18 protein-coding genes are annotated in these 21,040 nt (G+C 28.1%); 4 read left to right on the top strand and 14 right to left on the bottom strand.

Annotated elements, in window-relative coordinates:
* Nucleotides 1-79: 79 nt before the first annotated feature.
* Nucleotides 80-658, top strand: a complete 579-nt coding sequence (locus tag NNC19_RS10185) for an ATP-dependent Clp protease proteolytic subunit (protein ID WP_310938537.1) — start codon at nt 80-82, stop codon at nt 656-658.
* Between the two features lie 68 nt (nt 659-726).
* Here the strand turns inward: NNC19_RS10185 and NNC19_RS10180 are convergent, their stop codons facing one another.
* The 7 genes from NNC19_RS10180 to NNC19_RS10150 form a co-directional block, all read right to left on the bottom strand.
* Nucleotides 727-1,683 (bottom strand): aldo/keto reductase, encoded by a 957-nt coding sequence (locus NNC19_RS10180; RefSeq protein ID WP_310938536.1) that lies wholly within the window; start codon nt 1,681-1,683, stop codon nt 727-729.
* Between the two features lie 119 nt (nt 1,684-1,802).
* The gene (locus NNC19_RS10175) at nt 1,803-2,147 is read right to left on the bottom strand and encodes a hypothetical protein (RefSeq protein ID WP_310938535.1); all 345 of its coding nucleotides are present in this window, start codon (nt 2,145-2,147) and stop codon (nt 1,803-1,805) included.
* Between the two features lie 63 nt (nt 2,148-2,210).
* Nucleotides 2,211-2,483 (bottom strand): CD3324 family protein, encoded by a 273-nt coding sequence (locus NNC19_RS10170; protein ID WP_310938534.1) that lies wholly within the window; start codon nt 2,481-2,483, stop codon nt 2,211-2,213.
* Nucleotides 2,484-2,676: 193 nt separating this feature from the next.
* Nucleotides 2,677-3,333, bottom strand: coding sequence for a class I SAM-dependent methyltransferase (locus NNC19_RS10165; protein ID WP_310938533.1), 657 nt, complete (start codon nt 3,331-3,333; stop codon nt 2,677-2,679).
* A gap of 134 nt (nt 3,334-3,467) precedes the next feature.
* On the bottom strand, nt 3,468-4,121 hold the full coding sequence (locus NNC19_RS10160; RefSeq protein WP_310938532.1) for a hypothetical protein: 654 nt from the start codon (nt 4,119-4,121) through the stop codon (nt 3,468-3,470).
* Nucleotides 4,122-4,289: 168 nt separating this feature from the next.
* Entirely contained in the window at nt 4,290-5,969 is a 1,680-nt protein-coding gene (locus NNC19_RS10155) for a M3 family oligoendopeptidase (RefSeq protein ID WP_310938531.1), read from the bottom strand.
* A gap of 197 nt (nt 5,970-6,166) precedes the next feature.
* Nucleotides 6,167-6,787: a hypothetical protein gene (locus NNC19_RS10150; RefSeq protein WP_310938530.1), complete on the bottom strand. Its 621-nt coding sequence runs from the start codon at nt 6,785-6,787 to the stop codon at nt 6,167-6,169.
* Between the two features lie 184 nt (nt 6,788-6,971).
* On the opposite strand from NNC19_RS10150, the gene NNC19_RS10145 reads away from it, so the two are divergent.
* The 3 genes from NNC19_RS10145 to NNC19_RS10135 all read left to right on the top strand — a co-directional run bounded on the left by NNC19_RS10145 (nt 6,972) and on the right by NNC19_RS10135 (nt 12,087).
* Entirely contained in the window at nt 6,972-7,550 is a 579-nt protein-coding gene (locus tag NNC19_RS10145; RefSeq protein WP_310938529.1) for a 5' nucleotidase, NT5C type, read from the top strand.
* A 307-nt stretch (nt 7,551-7,857) separates the two neighbouring features.
* A complete protein-coding gene (locus NNC19_RS10140; RefSeq protein WP_310938528.1) occupies nt 7,858-9,276 on the top strand; it encodes a right-handed parallel beta-helix repeat-containing protein in 1,419 nt (472 codons plus the stop codon).
* Nucleotides 9,277-9,585: 309 nt separating this feature from the next.
* Entirely contained in the window at nt 9,586-12,087 is a 2,502-nt protein-coding gene (locus NNC19_RS10135; protein WP_310938527.1) for an alpha-L-arabinofuranosidase C-terminal domain-containing protein, read from the top strand.
* A gap of 117 nt (nt 12,088-12,204) precedes the next feature.
* On the opposite strand, the gene NNC19_RS10130 is transcribed toward NNC19_RS10135, so the two are convergent.
* The 7 genes from NNC19_RS10130 to NNC19_RS10100 all read right to left on the bottom strand — a co-directional run bounded on the left by NNC19_RS10130 (nt 12,205) and on the right by NNC19_RS10100 (nt 21,037).
* Nucleotides 12,205-12,924, bottom strand: coding sequence for a carbonic anhydrase (locus NNC19_RS10130; RefSeq protein ID WP_310938526.1), 720 nt, complete (start codon nt 12,922-12,924; stop codon nt 12,205-12,207).
* A 187-nt stretch (nt 12,925-13,111) separates the two neighbouring features.
* On the bottom strand, nt 13,112-14,338 hold the full coding sequence (locus tag NNC19_RS10125) for an endonuclease (protein WP_310938525.1): 1,227 nt from the start codon (nt 14,336-14,338) through the stop codon (nt 13,112-13,114).
* Between the two features lie 267 nt (nt 14,339-14,605).
* The gene (gene serC / locus NNC19_RS10120) at nt 14,606-15,688 is read right to left on the bottom strand and encodes a 3-phosphoserine/phosphohydroxythreonine transaminase (RefSeq protein ID WP_310938524.1); all 1,083 of its coding nucleotides are present in this window, start codon (nt 15,686-15,688) and stop codon (nt 14,606-14,608) included.
* Between the two features lie 316 nt (nt 15,689-16,004).
* A complete protein-coding gene (locus NNC19_RS10115) occupies nt 16,005-17,420 on the bottom strand; it encodes a glycoside hydrolase family 1 protein (protein WP_310938523.1) in 1,416 nt (471 codons plus the stop codon).
* Nucleotides 17,421-17,451: 31 nt separating this feature from the next.
* Complete coding sequence (locus tag NNC19_RS10110; protein ID WP_310938522.1) at nt 17,452-19,341, bottom strand: beta-glucoside-specific PTS transporter subunit IIABC; 1,890 nt, start codon at nt 19,339-19,341, stop codon at nt 17,452-17,454.
* A gap of 178 nt (nt 19,342-19,519) precedes the next feature.
* Nucleotides 19,520-20,359, bottom strand: a complete 840-nt coding sequence (licT, locus tag NNC19_RS10105) for a BglG family transcription antiterminator LicT (RefSeq protein ID WP_310938521.1) — start codon at nt 20,357-20,359, stop codon at nt 19,520-19,522.
* A 327-nt stretch (nt 20,360-20,686) separates the two neighbouring features.
* Entirely contained in the window at nt 20,687-21,037 is a 351-nt protein-coding gene (locus NNC19_RS10100; RefSeq protein ID WP_310938520.1) for a DUF1667 domain-containing protein, read from the bottom strand.
* Between the last annotated feature and the right edge of the window lie 3 nt (nt 21,038-21,040).

Below are 21,040 nucleotides of genomic sequence, written 5' to 3'. Positions count from 1 at the left end.
TATGGTATAATTATTTAATAAAAGGAAAGATTTTTAATAAGTCTAAAAAATTATTAATTTTATGGGAGTTTGATAAAATATGAGTAATCAAGAAGAAAAAAAAGAAACTTCTAGCGTAGTACTAGAAAAATTACTACAATCTAGATCAATAGTCATTTCAGGTGAAATAAATCAAGTTTTAGCTGATAAAGTATCTACACAACTTCTAATTCTTCAAGAAATGGGAGATGAACCAATAAAATTATTTATAAATAGTCAAGGTGGTCATGTTGAAGCTGGAGATACAATTCATGATATGATTAAATTTGTTAAACCAAGAGTTATTGTAATTGGTACTGGTTGGGTTGCAAGTGCTGGAATAACAATCTATCTTGCTGCCAATAAAGAAGATAGATATTCTCTACCAAATACTAGATATATGATACATCAGCCACTAGGTGGTTTCAGAGGTCAAGCAACTGATATTGCCATAGAAGCAAAAGAGATATTGTTGCTTCGTAAAAGAATAAACACTATTATTAGTACTGCTACTGGTCAACCTTTAGAAAAGGTTGAAAAAGATACTGATAGAAATTATTGGTTAAGTGCTTCTGAAGCTGTTGAATATGGAATAGTTAATAAAGTTATTTCTAGCTATGAAGAACTACCAAAGCTATAACATACTTTTATTAAATATAAAAAATAGGACTCACTTAAATAGCAGGTCCTATTTTTTATATAAAAACCTTATCTTAAAATTTCATCTATTATATCTAATTCCTCTTTAGAAAATTCTAAATTATCTAAAGCCTTTACATTGTCTTCAACTTGTGATGGTCTACTTGCTCCAATTATTGCTGATGTCAAATCTCCCCTTAAAGTCCATGAAAGTGCCATTTGAGCAAGGCTTTGTCCTCTTTCCTTTGCCACTTCATTAAGCTTAGTAATCTTACCTATTTTTTCTTCTGTTATATCTCTTTCATGTAAATATAGACTATTTTTTCCTACCCTTGAATCTTTAGGAATACCTTTTAAATATTTATCTGTAAGTAATCCTTGTGCAAGAGGTACAAATGCAATAGTTCCAATTCCTTCTTCTTTATGAACTTTAAATTGCTCTCCTTCAATCTTTCTATTAAACATGGAATATGGAAGTTGATTTATTAAGCATGGTGTTCCAAGTTCTTTTAAAATTTGTGATGCTTTTTTGGTCTGTTCTGGCCCATAATTTGATATTCCCACATATAGAGCTTTTCCTTGTCTAACCATTAAATCTAGAGTTCTCATAGTTTCTTCCAATGGTGTTTCTGGATCAAACCTATGATGATAGAATATATCAACATATTCCAATCCCATGCGATTTAGACTTTGATCTAAACTTGCAACTAAATATTTTTTTGAACCACCATCTCCATAAGGTCCTTCCCACATGTCATATCCTGCTTTTGTTGCTATGACCATCTTGTCCCTATCACAAGGAGTAAAATCTTTCTTTAATATTTTTCCTAAGGTTTCTTCTGCAGAACCATCTGCTGGCCTACCATAGTTATTAGCTACATCAAAATGTGTTATTCCAAGTTCAAAAGCTTTTTTTAATATTGCCTCACTATTTGAAAAAACATCTTCTGCCCCAAAGTTATGCCATAATCCTAAAGATATTGCTGGTAACTTAAGACCACTATTCCCACACTTGTTATAGATCATTCCAACTCCTCCAATTCATTATTATATGATTTTATTATTTATTATAATTATATGATAACACATTTTTACGGGATGTATACTATTACATTCTCATTACTAACTAACTTAGAAAATAGTTATTATGTGCGTGATGTGTTTGGAAATACTATATTGTTTCCCAAATTCTTTCTTATAGGCTTAACAAATAATGTATCTACTTTCTCACTTTTTGCAACTTTTTCTATATAGTATTTATTAGATTCTGCCATAAAGTGAAATGCTATTTTTTCATCTGAAACATTTGCAACAACTTCATCATTATAAACATAAGAGTAACAAATGTAATTTTCATTACAATACCCTTTACTAAACCATTCTTTAAACTCTACTAATCCAAATGTATTAGCTGCTAGCTCGCAAAAACTTGCTAAATATTTCTCATTTTCTTCATAGTTAGTTACAAATTTATAGTCATCTTTATTCATAAAATTCCACCTTATTTATAAATTAAGCCATAAACTAATATAAAAGTTTATGGCAATTAAAATCTATTTAGATTTTTGTTCTAATATTATTCTATCTATACTCTTTTTTGATAAAAAGTATTTTTCTGCTAGAGCAGCTCTGCCTGCCCCATTCATATATTCATAATAAATATGAGAATTTCTTATATTTATTTCTTCCCTTGTAGTAGTTTCAGCCCCCCATGCTTTCCTATTACATTCTTTTCTAGGAATATAAATATACTCTCCTTCTACATATTTTTGAATTATTTCAATCACTTCTTTAGGTAATATGTCTTTTGCTTTTATATAGCACATAATGCTCCTCCTAAATTTAATAATTTTATTTAGGTTAAAGCAAAGGCTATTATATTAATTTCAATTTAATGCAATAGTCTCTGCTATGCATTAATAACAGGTCGTATCATAATAATTATCCTCCTTAAAATTCCAATATACTTAGTATTTTACTTATTAGCTATATAAAAAGCAAGAAATTTAAAAATATATTCTACTTTTTTGCAACTAAAATAACAGTATTTCCAAATTGAAAAACTTTCTCTACACACTTAAAACCAGTATTCAAAAGCACCTTAGTTTGGTTTTCTACTGTGCAGGGAGTATCATAATGATAAAAACCATCACTTAATTTAGCTTCTAAAATAATTCTTTCTTTTTCTTTAAAGTAATAATCTTCATATTCTTGAGTTGGAGCCATATAATCTGTTTCAATATAAAACCCATCTTTTTTTAAACTCTTAAAAATCTTCTTATATAAATACTCCTTTTCTTCATGGGTAAAATGATGAAGTGTTTGAACTGATAACGCAACATCAAAAACACCTTCACCCATATCATAATCAAAATAACTTCCATTTATAAGATTAATTTGGCTAATTTTATCCTTATGCTTTTCTTTTATTTTTTTTAGCATATCCTTAGCTACATCTACCCCAATTACTTGAATTGTAGGATTTATTTTAAAAATTTCATCTAATTCCAAACCTGTCCCACATCCTAAATCTAAGAGCTTTATTCCCTTATTTTTTGGAATTAATTTTGCAGTTTCAATATAGTATTTATCTGCACCATCCACATTATTCATCATATGATTTTCATATATATTTGCACGCTCATTAAAAAAACTCCCCATTTCTTCTAATCTCATATTCTTATCTCCCAATTAATTCAAACTTTCTCTATCTAATTATACTTCTAATTCTAGGCTTCCAAAAGCTTATACATTCTTCAGAAATAAAAATGCGTCATAATGTCCCTAACACCATGACGCATTTTTAATAACTAATTAGAAAAACATTCATTAAAAAAATTAATGCCTTCTTTAATATTTCTATGTTTTAATTTCTTTATATCATATCTAAATATTTTATATACAAGTTGGACACAATAACCTATTCCAAATGCAGTAACAAATGTACCAACACCAGCAAAACCACCAAGTAGGAATCCAATAATTAAAGCTCCCATTTCTATAAAGAACCTTATTAAACTGACAGGTTTACCAGTAAGTTTTACTAGTACTATCATAAGACCATCTCTTGGTCCACAACCCATTTCACATCCTATATATAAATAACTACCTAAAGCTGATGCAAATAGACTTCCTACCATCATAACTATTCCTGTAAATATATTATTACAAACTGGGACTATTTCTAAGTGTATTATAAGGTCTATAAAACAACCTATCACTATCATATTAGCTATAGTTCCAAGACCTACTTTAAGTCCTAATATACTTGTAATTACTACTACAACTATTCCCACTATAATACTAGCTTGTCCCATTGTTATACTGGTTACATTTGTTAATCCTTGATGAAATACATCCCATGGGCTTAATCCTAAGTTAGAGTTAAGAGCCATTACAGTCCCAAATGCACATAATAAAAAACCAAATGTTATTCTAATTATAAGACCTAATATTTTTTTCATAATTCTCATTTTCCTTTGTAAGTTTATTTTTCAACACTAGTCAGTTTACTCTAATAAAACAAGAAATTCAATGATTTATTTTCAAAAAATTTAAATCGGAATATTAAGAATGTTAAATAAAATAAGAATGTTGTAACATATCTCTATATCACAACATTCTTAATATTTTTATAATTCTATTTTATCTACAAGTTCTTTTATAAATCCATCTTCAAATGGACTTTTAATATCAACTTTCTTTAACATATCTGCAAAATATCCATTTGCTGATTCTTTACAGAAAGTAAGATATTTTTTCCATGCATCCTTAAAATCTTCATCCATTCTAATTTTAAATTGAAGTGCACATGTTTGAGCAAGACAATAGTCAATGTAGTAGAATGGGTAATTATATACATGCTTTTGTGTTTGCCATCTACGTCCTTCACTAAAAAATTTATCTTCTTTATATGAAAGATGTGGCTTATATTCCTTCTCTAACTTTTTCCACACTTCTCTTCTTTCATCTGGAGTAAGCTCCGGTTTTGTATATATAATCTCTTGGAATTCATCTATCATACATCCATATGGTATAAATGCAATTGCATCTTCAAGTTGCATCTTTCTATAGTCTTCTACTCTTTCTCCAAAGAATAATTCCATCCATTTCCCTGTAAAAAACTCCATTGACATAGAATGTGTTTCTGCTGTTTCCATAGTTATATCATTATGTTCTAATATTTCATCTTCCCTTGTTACATATCCTTGAAACGCATGACCACACTCATGAGTCATAACATCTACATCTCCACTTGTTCCATTAAAGTTTGCAAAAATAATTGGTGCACCATAAGATAAAAGCATATCCATATATCCACCTGCAACTTTATTTGGTCTTCCTAAAACATCAAAAAGTTCATGTTCTAGCATAAAATCAAAAAACTCTTTTGTTTCAGGTGATAATTCAGTATACATTTTTTTACCTGCTGCAAATATATCATCTGCTGTGCCAATAGGTGCTGGATTTCCATTAAGGAAATATACTCCTTCATCAACAAAATCAAGTTTATCTATACCAAGCCTTCTTCTTCTTTCATCATGCATTTTACTAGCAAATGGAACTAAATATTCTTTTACCTGATTTCTAAATTTAGCTACATCCTCTTTATTATATGAATTACGATTCATATTGTAATATCCAAGCTCTACATAATTTTCATATTTCATTGCTTTTGCTTGCTCATTTCTATTGTTAACAAGCTTATCAAACAATTCATCTAATTCATCTTGTATTGTAAGTAACTTTTCATATTTTACTTTTGCAGCTTCAAATCTTGTTTGTCTATCATTTGCTTTTAAATACTTTTCAAGTAATGAAAAATTAAGAGTTTCTCCTCTAAATTCAACCTTACTTTCTGCCATTAACTTATTATATTTAGATACAATAGCATTTTCTTCTTGCTTTAGTGGAATAAGTACATCATCAAAGGATTTTAATTTGATTTCTATATCTTTAAAAGCAACTTCTCCTATCTTACTCTCTAAATATGATTTATATCTTGAATTAAAAAACAATTCTTTATACCTTGCTTGATAACTTTCAATTTTAGGAGATATTTCATCATAATATTCCTGCTCTTCTTCATAAAATTTATCTGATACATCTACATCATGTCTAAGCCCTGCTAATATTATTGTTGTGTAAGTATTTTTATATAGCTCATAATATTTTTTATGAACTAAAAATTGTTCTTCTCCACTTTCTGCTTTCTCAAACTCATGAATTATTTTTAAAATTTCCTTTTCATAGGATTCAATTGTTATTCTTTCATAAGGAAGCTTTGTTAATTTAAAATTTCCATCTTTCATTCTTTTACCCCCAATATAATCTAGTATCGATATTATCCATTATAGGACTTTTTTACCACTTTTACAAAAACAATATTTTTTATTTTATTATTTATTGTTTTATTAGTTTTTATAATCATATTTCTTAAATAAAAAAGTTCTAGACTACTACTAGAACTTTTTTGAAATATTTAATTTTGGATAATTCTAATCTAACACTAATTAAATAATTCTAATCCAAAATGCTGCCTATTTTCATCATCTTTATACTCTATCTTCCCATTATAAAGAACTGTCCCTGCATATTTTCCCTCTGTTATAATAATATATTTCTTTAAATTGCGATCAACTGAAATTAGATTAAATTGATATGTTCTTAGTTCTTTTTGAAATACTTCTGGTTTTAATTTCATTATTCCAGCATCTAAGATTTCTTCATTAGATATTTTTTCATCATTATTTGTGTCTATTATAGTAGTTAGAGCTTTTTTTAAATCCGGCCTAATTTCATCATCACTAATAACTTTTCCATTAGATCCAAATTTGCCTACACTTGAAATTTTCCCTGAAGTTCGTTCTATTTCAATCACCTTTGCTGTTTCACTAAGTATGTTAACATCTGTTTTAAAATCTGCAACAAAATTACTTTTATTAATAGCATTTCCTCTTACATTATTAAAACTTAATATGCCTAAACCGAACAAAATTACTAATAGAAATAAAAAGGGTATTTTTATTAAATTAATATTTCTAATGATTTTTGTAATCCAATTAGTATTAATAAAATTATGAGTTGATAAGTTTCTTATTTGCATTCTTTCACCTATCCTTTTAATCATTCTATATTTATAGTATATTGTTTAATTATTAAAAACTGCTTATGTATTAGTAAGAAACAGGTTAAACTTATTTAAACTTAATTGTATAAACTTATTTTAACTAATTATAAAAAATTTTAATCTCTATTTAATTAGATTTTAACTTATGAATGATATTATGATATAGAAAGGAAGGTAAAAATAAATGAAAAATTTAAATATTTGTATTGATATTGATGGAACAATAACAGAACCTTATTACTGGCTTGATGATTGCAATAAGTACTTTAATACTAAAATTTCTGAAGAGGAAGTTACTGAATATTATATACACAAAGTACTAGGAATTACTGAAAAACAATATGATGAGTATTATGAAAAATATAAATTCAAAATACATTCTACTGAAAAGCTTAGAGAAGATGCAAAACCTATATTAACCAAACTTAGTTTAACTAATAATATCTATTTTGTAACTGCAAGAGATAAAAGTCTTACAATACTTACTTATAGATATCTAATAAAAAATAGAATTCCCTACAATGATTTATTTGTTTTAGGAAGTCATTACAAAGTTAATACAGCCAAAGATTTAGATTGTGATGTTTTTATTGAAGATAACTATGATAATGCAATTCATCTTTCAAATGCTGGTTTTAAAGTTTTACTTTTAGACACAAACTATAATAGAATGCCTATAAATGAAAATATTATAAGAGTTTTCAATTGGAATGAAATCTATGAAATGATAAAAGAACTGTTATTACAGGATAAGGTAGTGTAATAACAGTTCTTTTATTTTTATATCTATAACCCTCAAACAAAATTCCCTTTTTATTTACTATAGCAACTCGAATTATACTATATTTTACAATTAAGCAAATCATATAAATTTCTAAAACATCCTTCAAATAGCTATTAAATAATTCTTACAAACTTCTTATTTATTTGACCTCTTATTAAAATTAATGTAACATATTGAATATCACAAACAGATCACATCTATTATTCTTAATAATTCCCATAAATTATTTAGTTTTTTTATTTTTACAAATATAGCTAAGTAAAATAATAAGTAAAGGAATGATAAAATGAAAAAAAGTTCTAAATTTATGTCTTTTTTTGCATTGTTATGTTTTTTCACATCATTACCACTAATTTTTGAATCAAAAGTGGCAAAAGCAGCTAGTACAACTTATTATGTTTCATCTACATCTGGTAATGATAGTAACAATGGTTCTGTTAATACCCCTTGGAAAACTATTCAGAAAGCAGTTAATACAGTTAAAGCTGGAGACACAGTAATTGTTAGAGGTGGTACTTATAAAGAAAAGGTTAGTATGAAAACCTCTGGTACAGCAAATGCTTATATTACTTTCAAAAATTATGATGGAGAAACTCCAATTATAGATGGTACTGGTCAAACAACATCTAATGATGACTCTAAAAATTCATTAATATATATTCAAGACAAAAATTATATAAAAATAATAGGTTTTGATATTTCTAATTTTGTAACCACTACTGAATCTGTTCCAGCTGGAATAAGGATTACTGGCAGTTCAAAAAATATAGAAATTAAAAACTGTAAAGTTCATGGAATTAAAACTACCTATTCTGGTTCAAATAAAAACAGAAATGCTCATGCCATAGCTGCTTATGGCACAAATGGTACAAGCTCCTTAGATGGTTTGATAATAGATAATTGTGAAGTTTATGATTGCCAACTAGGACAAAGTGAGAGTGTTGTATTAAATGGAAATGTTACTAACTTTAAAGTTACAAATAATAAGGTTCATGACAATGATAATATAGGTATAGATTTTATTGGCTATGAAGGAACAGCATCTCAGAATGATTATGCACGTAATGGAATATGTTCCGGAAATCAGGTATGGAACATTAGTAGTAAAACAAATAAAACTTATCCAGACACATGTGCAGGTGCTATATATGTTGATGGAGGTTCATCAATAACAATAGAAAGAAATAAAATATGGTCATCAGATATAGGTATTGAAACAGCTAGTGAACATAAAGATAAAGCAACTGATAATATACTTGTTAGAAATAACCTTATATATAACTGTGGTGTTTATGGAATATCTATAGGTGGCTCAGGTGAAACAAATGGTAAAGCCACAAATATTAAAATTTTTAATAATACTGCATATAACAATGATGTAAATATGAATATTCAAAATTACTGCCAATATAATTCAAATGTTATTAAAAATAATATTTTCTATAAAGGTTCTTCTATATATGAAGGAGATAAAACAAATTTAAATATATCTAATAACATCACAACTGATCCTAAATTTGTGAATCCTGGTGTTGATTTTAATCTACAAACAGTTTCTTCAGCTATTAATTCAGGATTAAATGATAGTAATATAGGTATGGCTGATTTATATGGAAATCCTCGTGTAAATGGCTCTGCTCCTGATTGTGGTTGTTATGAAAGTAAAAATAATTCAAAGTTATCTTTATATTTAAAAATTATATAATTAATGAAGCCCCCTTTGTCTACTAGTCAAAGGGGGCTTGCTATTAATATATTAAATCCATCGTCAAATTAGTACGTATAAATATATTTTACTTTCAAGTAATTATAAGTACAAATCACGCAAAATTGGTTTACTTTTTTATTGAAAACGTATAAACTTTTATTGTAAGTTACATTTTTTGTAAATCTAATATATGAATTTTATTTGTAAAAACTTTAACAAAGGGGGAAAGATGGTAAACATGAATAAAAAAAATGAACAACGAATATAAAATTCTACATATTAGATACTATGGTTGGGGGGAGAATTATGAAAAGAAAATACGTTACAATTCTTATTACAGCTTTTTTCACATCTATTATTACTTCTGGATACTATGCATCCGCTAAAGATACTCTTACTAATGATGAATATACTTTAAATGTTAATACAGATAAAAAATTATTTAATGAAAGTGATATGTTAACTGGTTTATTTTTTGAAGATATAAATCATGGGGCAGATGGTGGATTATATGGTGAACTTGTAGAAAATCGATCATTTGAATTTAAAAATTCATTAGATTCTTGGAAAATTCAACAAACAGGTTCAAATGATTCATCTGCTAAAGTATGTAAAGATACTCCTTTAAATAGTAATAATCCAACTTATGTAGAATTAAATTGTCCAAGTGATGGTGATAGCTTAAAAATATCTAATGATGGTTATAAAGGCATAACTGTTAAAGATGGAGATAAATATGACTTTTCATTTTGGGCTCGTAATATTCAAGATGGTAAATCATTAACTGTACAAATAGAAGATGAAAATGGAAATGTTATTTCTGAAAGCAAAAAAATTAATAAGATAAATGATAAATGGACTAAGTTTGAAGGTCATTTAAGAGCTAATAAAACTACTTCTAATGCTAAGTTTACAGTTTCTCTAAAAGATGAAGGAAAAGTAGATTTAGATATGGTTTCCTTATTCCCACAGGACACTTGGAAAAATAGAAAATATGGTTTAAGAGAAGATTTAGTTCAAAGACTTAAAGATTTAAAACCTAAATTTTTAAGATTTCCAGGTGGATGTGTTATTGAAGGAAATAGTAAAGATGAAATGTACAATTGGAAAAATACTATTGGAAATGTAGAACAAAGAAAAGAAATCCCTAATATTTGGGGATATAGTCAATCATTTGGTCTTGGATTTTTTGAATACTTTCAACTATGTGAAGATATTGGAACTGTTCCAGTACCAGTGTTAAATTGTGGTATGACATGCCAAGCCAGAGGTGTTAATGGAGTTCCTAATTATATGGCAGATATTGGTGGTGATCTTAATTCATTTATACAAGATGCTGTTGATTTAGTTGAATATGCTAATGGTGATGAATCTACTACTTGGGGTAAAAAGAGAATTGAAGCTGGTCATAAAAAACCATTTAACTTGAAATATTTAGCTATAGGTAATGAACAATGGGGAAATGAATATCATAAAAGATTTGAAGAATTCCAAAAAGTTTTAAACGAAAAATGTCCAGGCATAACATTAATCTCTTCAGCTGGTCCATCTGCATCTGGTTCTTTATTCGATGATAATTGGAACTGGATAAAAGAAAAAGCACCTAATACTGTAGTAGATGAACATTATTATATGGATCCTGATTGGTTCTTAAGAAATACTAATAGATATGATAAATATGATAGAAATGGTCAAAAAGTATTTCTTGGTGAATATGCATCTCAAAGTAATACACTAAAATCAGCATTAGCTGAAGGTGCTTATTTAACTGGACTTGAAAGAAATTCTGATATAGTAAAAATGGCATCTTATGCTCCACTATTTGCTAAATCAGATGATTATCAATGGTCTCCTAATATGATTTGGTTTAATGGAAGCACAAATTATGTTACTCCAAATTATTGTGTACAAAAATTATTCAGTAATAATTTAGGAACTCAAATGCTTAAAGGAGATCTTATAAAGCCAACTATACCAAGAAACAATGATATAAAAGGTGGAATACTTCTTGGTGGATGGTCAACACAAGTTCAATATGATAATGTAAAAGTAACAAACAATTCTACTGGTGAAGAGATATTTAGTGATAACTTTGATAGTGATAATGGTAAATGGACTAAAGCAAGTGGAAATTGGGTTGTTAAAGATGGAAAACTTCAATTAAATGACATAGTTGACAGCTGCAAAATACTAACTAACAATACTGATTGGAGTAATTACACATTTGAAGTAGATGCTAAAAAGCTAGGTGGTAAAGAAGGTTTCTTAGTTGGATTTGGAGCAAAGGATTCTTCAAATTACTATTGGTATAACTTAGGTGGATGGAATAACACTAAAACTGCTGTAGAAAAAGCGGTAAATGGTTCAAAATCAACTGTAAATGAAGCTGATTCAAAATATGCAACTATAAATACTGGGGAAGATTATAAAATTAAAGTAGTTGTTAATGGAAATAAAGTAAGTTGTTATTTGAATGGACAATTGACTAATGAATTTACTGAAGAAGGCAGAGATACTGATGTATACACTTCCACTAGTTATGATTCAAATTCAAATGAGTTAATAGTTAAAGTAGTAAATGTAGCTGAAGAAGATAAAAAAGTAAAAATTAATATTGATGGAAAGCAAAATATTGTTTCAAAAGCCAATGTACAATATATAACTGGTGAAGATTTGAGTGCTGTTAACTCTTTTGATAATCCAGAAAATATATCTATAAAGACTAAAAAGTTAGAACATCTTTCAAAGAATTTTGATTATAATGCTGATAAAAATTCAGTATCTGTAATAAGAATTAAATTGAAATAGAAAACAATAAAAGCAACTTCTTAAAACTTATAAGAAGTTGCTTTTATATTTGCGTAAGGAGCTTATTTTAAGTTTTCCCTAAAATATCAATATTATTCTATACTATATAATTATTTTCTATTCAAATGTAACTTCTCCAGTTTCAATATGGTATTTTGCTCCTACAACTTTAACTTTATTTGATTTTATTAACTCCTCTATTTCTGGATCTTTTTCGATTTCACTTACTGTATTTTTTATATTTTCATTTTCTACTTCCTCATTTATTTTATCCTTTGGTACATTTTTAGCTTCTACAGCCTTAAGTGAAATATTGATTTTATCTAATATTCCTTGTAAATTTTCAGAACCCTTTGTATTATCAACAGCAGCTTGTACAGCTCCACACTTTTCATGACCTAATACTACTATTAATGGTGCATTTAAATGCCCAGCTCCATATTCTATGCTACCAAGTGTTATCTTATCTAACACATTCCCTGCATCTCTAATAACAAATATATCTCCTAACCCTTCATCAAATACAGTTTCTGGATCTACCCTACTATCACTACAAGAAACTATTACTGCAAAGGGGCTTTGTCCACCACTTAACTTCTTTAAATTTTCTTTACTAATATCTTCACCTAATACATTTCCATCTACAAATCTTTTATTTCCTTCTACTAGTAATTTTTGTGCATCATCTGGATTTGTAACATCTGGTCTACTATATACTTCATGGTTTATAGTTTCTGCAGATTCCTTACCCTCACTATTTTGTTTTGCAACACATCCTGTAAAAAGCGATGTTAAAACCCCTACTGATATTACTAATGATATTACCTTTTTCTTCATACAAATTTCATCTCCATAAACAATCTATGGTGTATTCATTGCATATATGAATACACCATTTTGTATTTTACTCCTTTTTTCATGAAATTTCTACATATTTTTAGGATTATATCTATTTTTTTCATGAGTTTCTCATTAATTCACTATATATTATAAACTTCCATAAATAATTAAATAATCTAAATATTTAATTCCAAATTTGATTTGCCCATTCTGGATGATCAATAAATGGATTTCTATTATGTTGATATTTGTTGTATATTATATCATTTCTTCTCATTTCAGTAACATCCACTGGATCCTCAGCATTCCATTTAAGTAAAGTACTCAATTTTCCAAAGTAAGGTGCAGTTCCATTGTTTACTTTTTCATTTAATTCTAAATCTGGTTCTCCATTTTCTCCTTCATATCTAACAGCCATGTAAAATAACATTCTGGCTATATCACCTTTTACACTATCTCTTGGTTCCCATGAATCACTATCATATTTACATTGAGTAGCTTCCTTATCTGGATTTCCACCTTCATCAAAATCTAAATTTCCTCTAGTACTATTTACAGATGCGTCTGCAGCTCTTAAATGATGTAAATCTGTTCCTGCACCTATGCTAGTTCCAAAATTACCATGTGACTTTGCCCATACATGTTCTCTATTCCAATTATCTACCCCTGATCCATTTGTATTTTTCCCTTGAGAACGACCTGTATATAAAAGTATTACATTATTTGAGTTATTAGGATCTTCATCAGTATCCCTTATTCCATCCCATATAGCACTATATGATAGTTTTGTATTATTAGAAATTATCTTATGAAGTGTTGATTTTAAAGTTGTTCCTGTCTTACCCACAGCTGATATATAGTAGCTTGAATCATAAGGACTTAAAACACTACCACTACTAGTATTTCCACCAGTACTTCCATTATCGGAATTACCATCATCACCTGCTCCATTACCATCTGAAGTTACCCTTACTATATCAGTAATATTTTTTATTCCAGCATGTGAAAAATAAGCTGTTAAATTTCCCGAAACTTTAATTTCTGTACCTTTTACACTTGGATTAGTTTTTAATCCGAATGAATTTCTATATGTACTAGGCACTTGAATATAAATCATTTTTGAAGTATTAGTTTCATTTTCACCATCTGCAATTGCAATTGCAGTATCACCATTAAATCCACTTTGTAAAACCGTATTAATAGCTGTTGGCTGTCCAACTATATACCCTTCAACAGTTTTTAAATCATTATTTTGATTGGATATAGCTTGTGCTACTGAATATGAAGATGTACTTGACACTGTACCTGTTAAAGAATATGCATTTTTAGGTATTGAACAAGTAATAACCACAGCTAAAATAAGTGTTGATATGAGTATACACCCTTTGTTTTTTAATTTTCCAAATTTCAATACTATTCCCCCTATAAATAATTATAATTGAACTTTTTTAGTATAACCAAACCTCCTCTCGTTAATAATTGTAATATTCGCACAAATTTATCATTGTAAATTATAGCAATATTTCATAAGTTTACCGTAATATTATATCATCATAAACTATTTAAGTTACTTTATTTAACACAAACATTACTTAATAAACAAACTTTTTTACACAAAAAAGATGTAGTTAATTAATAATCTAACTACATCTTTTAAAAATTCACTTATCTACAATTTTTATTTATTTTCTTCTTCAAATTTCTTCATAAATTCAACTAAGGATTTAACACCTTCAATTGGCATAGCATTGTATATACTCGCTCTCATACCACCAACAGTTCTATGTCCTTTTAGGTTTTCAAATCCTGCTTCCTTTGCTTGTTTTACAAATTTAGCATCTAACTCATTTGACCCAGTAACAAATGGAACATTCATTAAAGAACGATCCTTCTTTACAACTGTTCCTTTAAACATACTGCTTGAATCAAGATAATCATAAAGTATAGCAGCCTTTTCTTCATTTATCTTCTTCATGGCTTCTAATCCACCTTTATTTTCAAGCCACTTAAATACTTTTCCACATATATATATTCCATAAGCTGGTGGTGTATTATATAATGACTTATTATCAGCATGAGTCTTATATTGTAGCATTGTTGGAGTACCTGGTAGTACATCCTCTGTAATTAAATCTTCACGAATTATTACAACAACAACTCCTGCAGGTCCTATATTCTTTTGTGCTCCTGCAAAAATCAATCCATATTTTGATACATCTACTGGCTCAGATAGAAAATCTGATGACATATCAGCAACTAATATCTTGTCCCCAACTTCTGGTAATTCATTATATTTAGTTCCATATATTGTGTTATTGTGACATATATACACATAATCAGCATCATCTGAAATCTTTAAATCCTTTAAATCAGGTATATACGTAAAAGTTTTATCTTCAGAAGAAGCTATAACATTTACTTTTCCATATATTTTACCTTCTGATATTGCTTTTTTTGCCCATTGCCCAGTTTTAATATAATCTGCAACCTTATTCTTCATTAAATTCATTGGAATCATTGCAAATTGTTGTGACGCCCCACCTTGTAAAAATAGTATCTTATAATTGTCTGGAATATTCATTAATTCTCTTAATGTTTTTTCAGCATCTGTTATAATCCCCTCAAAAGCTTTGGAACGATGACTCATTTCCATAACTGACATACCAGTGCCATTGTAATCTAACATTTCCTCTGCTGCTTCTTTTAATACCTCTTCTGGCAGTACAGCAGGTCCTGCTGAAAAATTATAAACTCTTGTCATTTGAAAAAGCCCCCTTGTAATAAATTAAGTTAAACCTATAAACATTCTAATAAAAATCAGATTAAAATGTTGTTAAATTTTTAACTTCTACTTATAATTTATATTAATATAGTATAAATATCAAGAAATAAAATTGCTACCTACTTAAAAAAATAAGCTTATTTTCTCTATATACTTGATTTTCTTTATTATTTTATTAAATAACTAATAATTTTAATATTTCTAATAATATATAATTTAAGTTGTAGAACTTTATAAATCATAATTAAAAAAATCCTTAGTAATACTAAAATTAGTACCACTAAGGATTTATTAACTATTTCTTTAAGCTTGCGCCATTTGTTTCTATAACTTCTTTATACCAATTAAAACTCTTTTTCTTATATCTTTCTAATGTTCCACTTCCATCATCATGTCTATCTACATATATGAAACCATACCTCTTTTTAAGTTCAGCAGTAGATGCACTAACTAAATCAATACATCCCCATGTAGTATATCCCATAAGTTCAACACCATCTTCAATAGCTTCTGCTACTTGAACTAAATGATCATTTAAATAGTTTATTCTATAATCATCATTTACAGTTTTATTTCCATTTTCATCTGTTATAAGTTCATCAACAGCCCCTAGTCCATTTTCTACTATAAATAATGGTTTTTGATATCTATCATATAATAAATTTAAAATATATCTTAATCCTTCTGGATCTATTTGCCATCCCCATTCAGAAGCTTCTAAATATGGATTTGGTACACCTGATAGAATATTTCCCTTTCCTTTTTTATTCTTTTCTGGATCTGCAGTTGCACATGAGCTCATATAATAACTAAATGAAATAAAGTCTACTGTATTTTTTAATATTTCTTTATCTCCTGGTTCCATTTTTATCTCTATGCCATTCTCTTTAAAAATTCTATTCATGTACCTTGGATACTCTCCTCTAACATGAACATCAGCAAAGAAAAGATTTTCTCTATCTTGCTCCATTGCTTTAAGTACATCACTTGGTTTTGCTGTTAATGGATAATTTGGCACTCCAAGAATCATACAACCTATTTTAAATTCTGGATTTATTTCATGACCTATTTTTACTGCAAGTGCACTTGCTACTAATTCATGATGCATTGCTTGATATAAATCTTGCTTACTTAATTTTTCTTTTGGTGTCCATATTCCAGCACTCATATAAGGAGCATGAAGAGCTGAATTTATTTCATTGAAAGTTAGCCAATATTTAACTTTATCTTTATATCTAGTAAAGATAGTTCTTACATAATTTTCAAAAAAACCTACAAGTTTTCTATTCACCCAACCATCATAATTCTTAGCTAGAGCAAGTGGTGTTTCGTAGTGTGAAATAGTAACTAATGGTTCTATTCCATACTTAGCTAATTCATCAAATACTTTATCATAAAATTCTAATCCTTTTTCATTTGGCTCTTTATCATCACCATTTGGGAATATTCTTGACCATGCAATAGATAATCTAAAAGTCTTAAATCCCATTTCTGCAAATAATTTAATATCTTCTTTATATCTATGGTAAAAATCTATTCCAATAAGCTTCATATTATCTTCTGTTGGTGCATCTGTTATTGGTCCCATTATTCCTTTTGGAGCAATATCTTGAGTTGATAATCCTTTACCATCTTCATTATATGCACCTTCAAATTGATTAGCTGCTGTAGCTCCACCCCACAAAAATCCTTCTGGAAACTTAATTGACATAACTATTCCTCCTTAATTTATAAAAAAATTTTTATTTGATAACTTTAATAAACTGATCTTTTTCTTTTATATCTTTATCTATTAATGACAATATATCATTATAGTCATTTACATTAGTAACAAGAACTGGTGTTATTACTTCATATCCTTCATTTTTAATAGCTTCTATATCAAATGTAACTAGTAAATCACCAATCTTTACTTTATCTCCATTCTTAACAAAAGCTTCAAAATGTTTTCCACCTAATTTTACTGTATCTAAACCTATGTGTATTAATATTTCTTCTCCATTTTCTGATGTAATTCCAATAGCATGTTTTGTTTCAAATAAAGCTGAAATAACTCCATTAACTGGTGATACAGCCTTCCCTACACTTGGTATGATAGCTGCACCTTTTCCCATTATTTCTTCTGAAAATGTAATATCATTTACTTGGCTTAATGAAACAGCCCTTCCTTCTATTGGTGCAAAAATTAAATTTTCTCTTTTTGCTTCTGTTTTATCTAAAGCAATTTCTTTTTCAACTATTTCATCTTTTTCTAAAATCTCTTCTTCTTCATTAGCTGGATCATCAAATCCAATAATCCATGTAAGTACAAATGCTCCTACTATGGCTATAGCTGCTGTTATTATTGCATTAATAAAGTTTGAACCACCTTCTGGATTGATAAATTGAACTATAGATACAAGTGCTGGAGTTGCATAAACATATACTTTTAATGATACAATTCCTCCATAAAGCCCTGCTAATCCACTTGCTATCATACTTGCTATTAAAGGTTTTTTATATTTTAATGTAACTCCATACATGGCTGGTTCTGTTACTCCTGCAAGTAATGCTGAAATACTTGCTGCACTTGCAACTTGCTTTAAATCTTTATTTTTAGATTTAAGAGTTACTGCTAGAGCTGATGCTCCTTGTGCTAAATTTGATGGAAGCATTGCAACAATAAATAATGTTTCAAATCCTGTATTTGTTATAGCTGCTAAAGCTATAGGTACAAAAGCCCAATGCATACCTGTCATAACTAATAGTGGCATAAATGCAGCCATTAAAGGTAATGCTAACCATCCTGCTTTAGCTTGAATTGCATACATAGCTGTTGATAAACCTTCACCTACTAAATATCCTAGTGGTCCAATTGCTATTATTGCAATTGGCATTGCTATAAGTAATATCAACATAGGTTTTAAGAAATTCTTTGTAAATGCTGGAGTAATCTTATCCACTAATTTCTCAATATACGACATTATCCATGCCATCATTATTATAGGAATAACTGAATATCCATAACTTGCTGATGTAACTGGTAAGCCTAAAAATGATACTTTATCTCCTGCTGCAAGTAATTTTACAAAATCAGGATATACCATAACACTTACAACTGCACCCAATGTATAAGGGTTAATGTTGAATTTCTTTGATGTTGATATAACTAGTAGCATTGGTAAGAAATAAAAAGTTGCATCTCCCAAAGCATACAATATAGTATAAGCTTGACTATCTGTTGATAAAATCCCTATAGTTGTTAGTATAACAACTAGAACTTTTATCATACCTGCACCAACAATTGCTGGCATAGTTGCTGACATGCTGCCTGAAACAACATCTAAAATTTTTGTAATTATATTTTGTTTTTCACTTGGTTTTTCTGAAACTTTAGATACATCACTAAAATTCCCTAGTTTTAATATTTCTTTATAACAGGTTGAGACATCATTTCCAATAATCACTTGATATTGACCACCCTTTTTCATGATGCCCATAACACCTTTTATATTTTTTACTTCTTCATCATTTATAATACTCTCATCTTTTAAGGTAAATCTTAGTCTTGTCATACAATGCATAACACTGTTAACATTACTTTCTCCACCTAGTTTTTCTAATATCTTTTTAGCTACTATTGAATAATTCATAGTACAAATCCTCCATTTAAAATAACTTATTTAATAATTAATTTTAATGAAGTAATGCCCATAACACAGTTTTCTGTTTATAGTAACAACCTTACATTTTTAAAAAAGCCCAAGAAATGCAAAAAACATTTTTTGCTATTCTTAGGTCTAGCCTGCATTACCAGTAACAATCCTAATTCTATTCTACTTGTTTTGTAACCCTATTTATATGTACTGCTAAGTACATCATTTCTTCATCTGTAAGTTCTGTTTGAAATTCACTTTTAATATATTTTCTAATTTTTTCTGTACATTCATATGCATCTTTATACTTTGTTCTAATTATTTCACATAAACTTTTGTCTTCATCTGAAATTTCACTTCCACTAAAAATTCTCTGAGAAAAAAATTTCAAATGTGTAATAAATCTTTCATAATGAAGTGAATACTCATCTAATTCTAATTTGTAATGAAATTTTACTATATTCAAAATGCTTTGAATCATTTTTGTTATATTCATTGTTTCATTCATATTAGTATAATTTAATTGGGCATTTACAATATGCATTGCAATGTTTGCTGCCTCATCTTCTGGTAAATCAACGTTTAACCTTTTCTTTATTATTTGAAGAGCATCCTTGCCAATTAGAAATTCATGATTATAAAATCTTTTTATTTCCCATAATAGTGCATTTTTAAACTCTAAGCCTTTTTGAACTCTTTCTATTGCAAAATTTATATGATCTGTTAATAGAATATAGATATTATCATTAAGCTTCTTTCCAAGAGAATATCTTGCATAAGAAACTATTTCATTAGTAGTTTGAATGACTTCTAACGGAATATCAGATAATAATTCTATTAGTTTATTAGAGTAATTTTTATTTTCAAGAAAATAAATCTTTTCTATCTTACTTTCATCTACAACTTCTCCAATTTTTTTCTTAAATCCAAGTCCACATCCCATAACAAGAACTTCTTTATCATTATTATCAAAACTTTGAACTAAATTATTATTTATTATCTTACCAACTTTCATAACTTGTCCCCTTTAAACTTGCAATAAAATTAACTTAACATTTTTATAAGGCCAATATCATTTATCTTTGATATCATAAAAAAATAGAAAAATATACAATTTTACTATTTAGGTATAAAAAAAAGACTATACCCAAAATAATATCATTAAAATATTATCTCCACTTCGGTAAAGCCTGCATAACCAGTAACAACCCTTTGTTTTTTCGACATGATAAGGATATCATAAACTTTCTTCTATGTCAAATGTTTCACTTTTAAAAGTTATTATAATTTAATAATAAAGCTTAGGACTAATTGTATCATTTTATTAATCCTAAGCTTTTTATTATTCTAATATATTTTTTGTTGCAACAACATCAACACCAGTTTGAAGTACATCTTTAATTAAAATATCTCCTATTTTAACTGGAGCATTTACACTAACTTTATTTATCTCTTCCATACATTTCATAGTAAGTCCTTTTGGTATTGCCTTTTGAGTTTTTACTGGAACTACTTGTGCCTCTCTTCCATTAACCTTTACTGTTGAAGTTATTATTCTAACTGGATTTGTGACTTCATTTACTCCATATTCAGCTCCTCTAGGACAAGTGTTTCCACTTACCTTTAAACTCTCTTCCTCAACCTTTAAATGACAACCTTTAGGGCAGCATATACATATTAATTCTCTTTCCATTTT

The organism is Clostridium sp. SHJSY1 (genome assembly GCF_031626875.1).
In the GTDB taxonomy this organism is placed as follows: Bacteria; Bacillota; Clostridia; order Clostridiales; family Clostridiaceae; genus Clostridium.
This window is presented reverse-complemented; position numbering and strand designations above follow the sequence as displayed.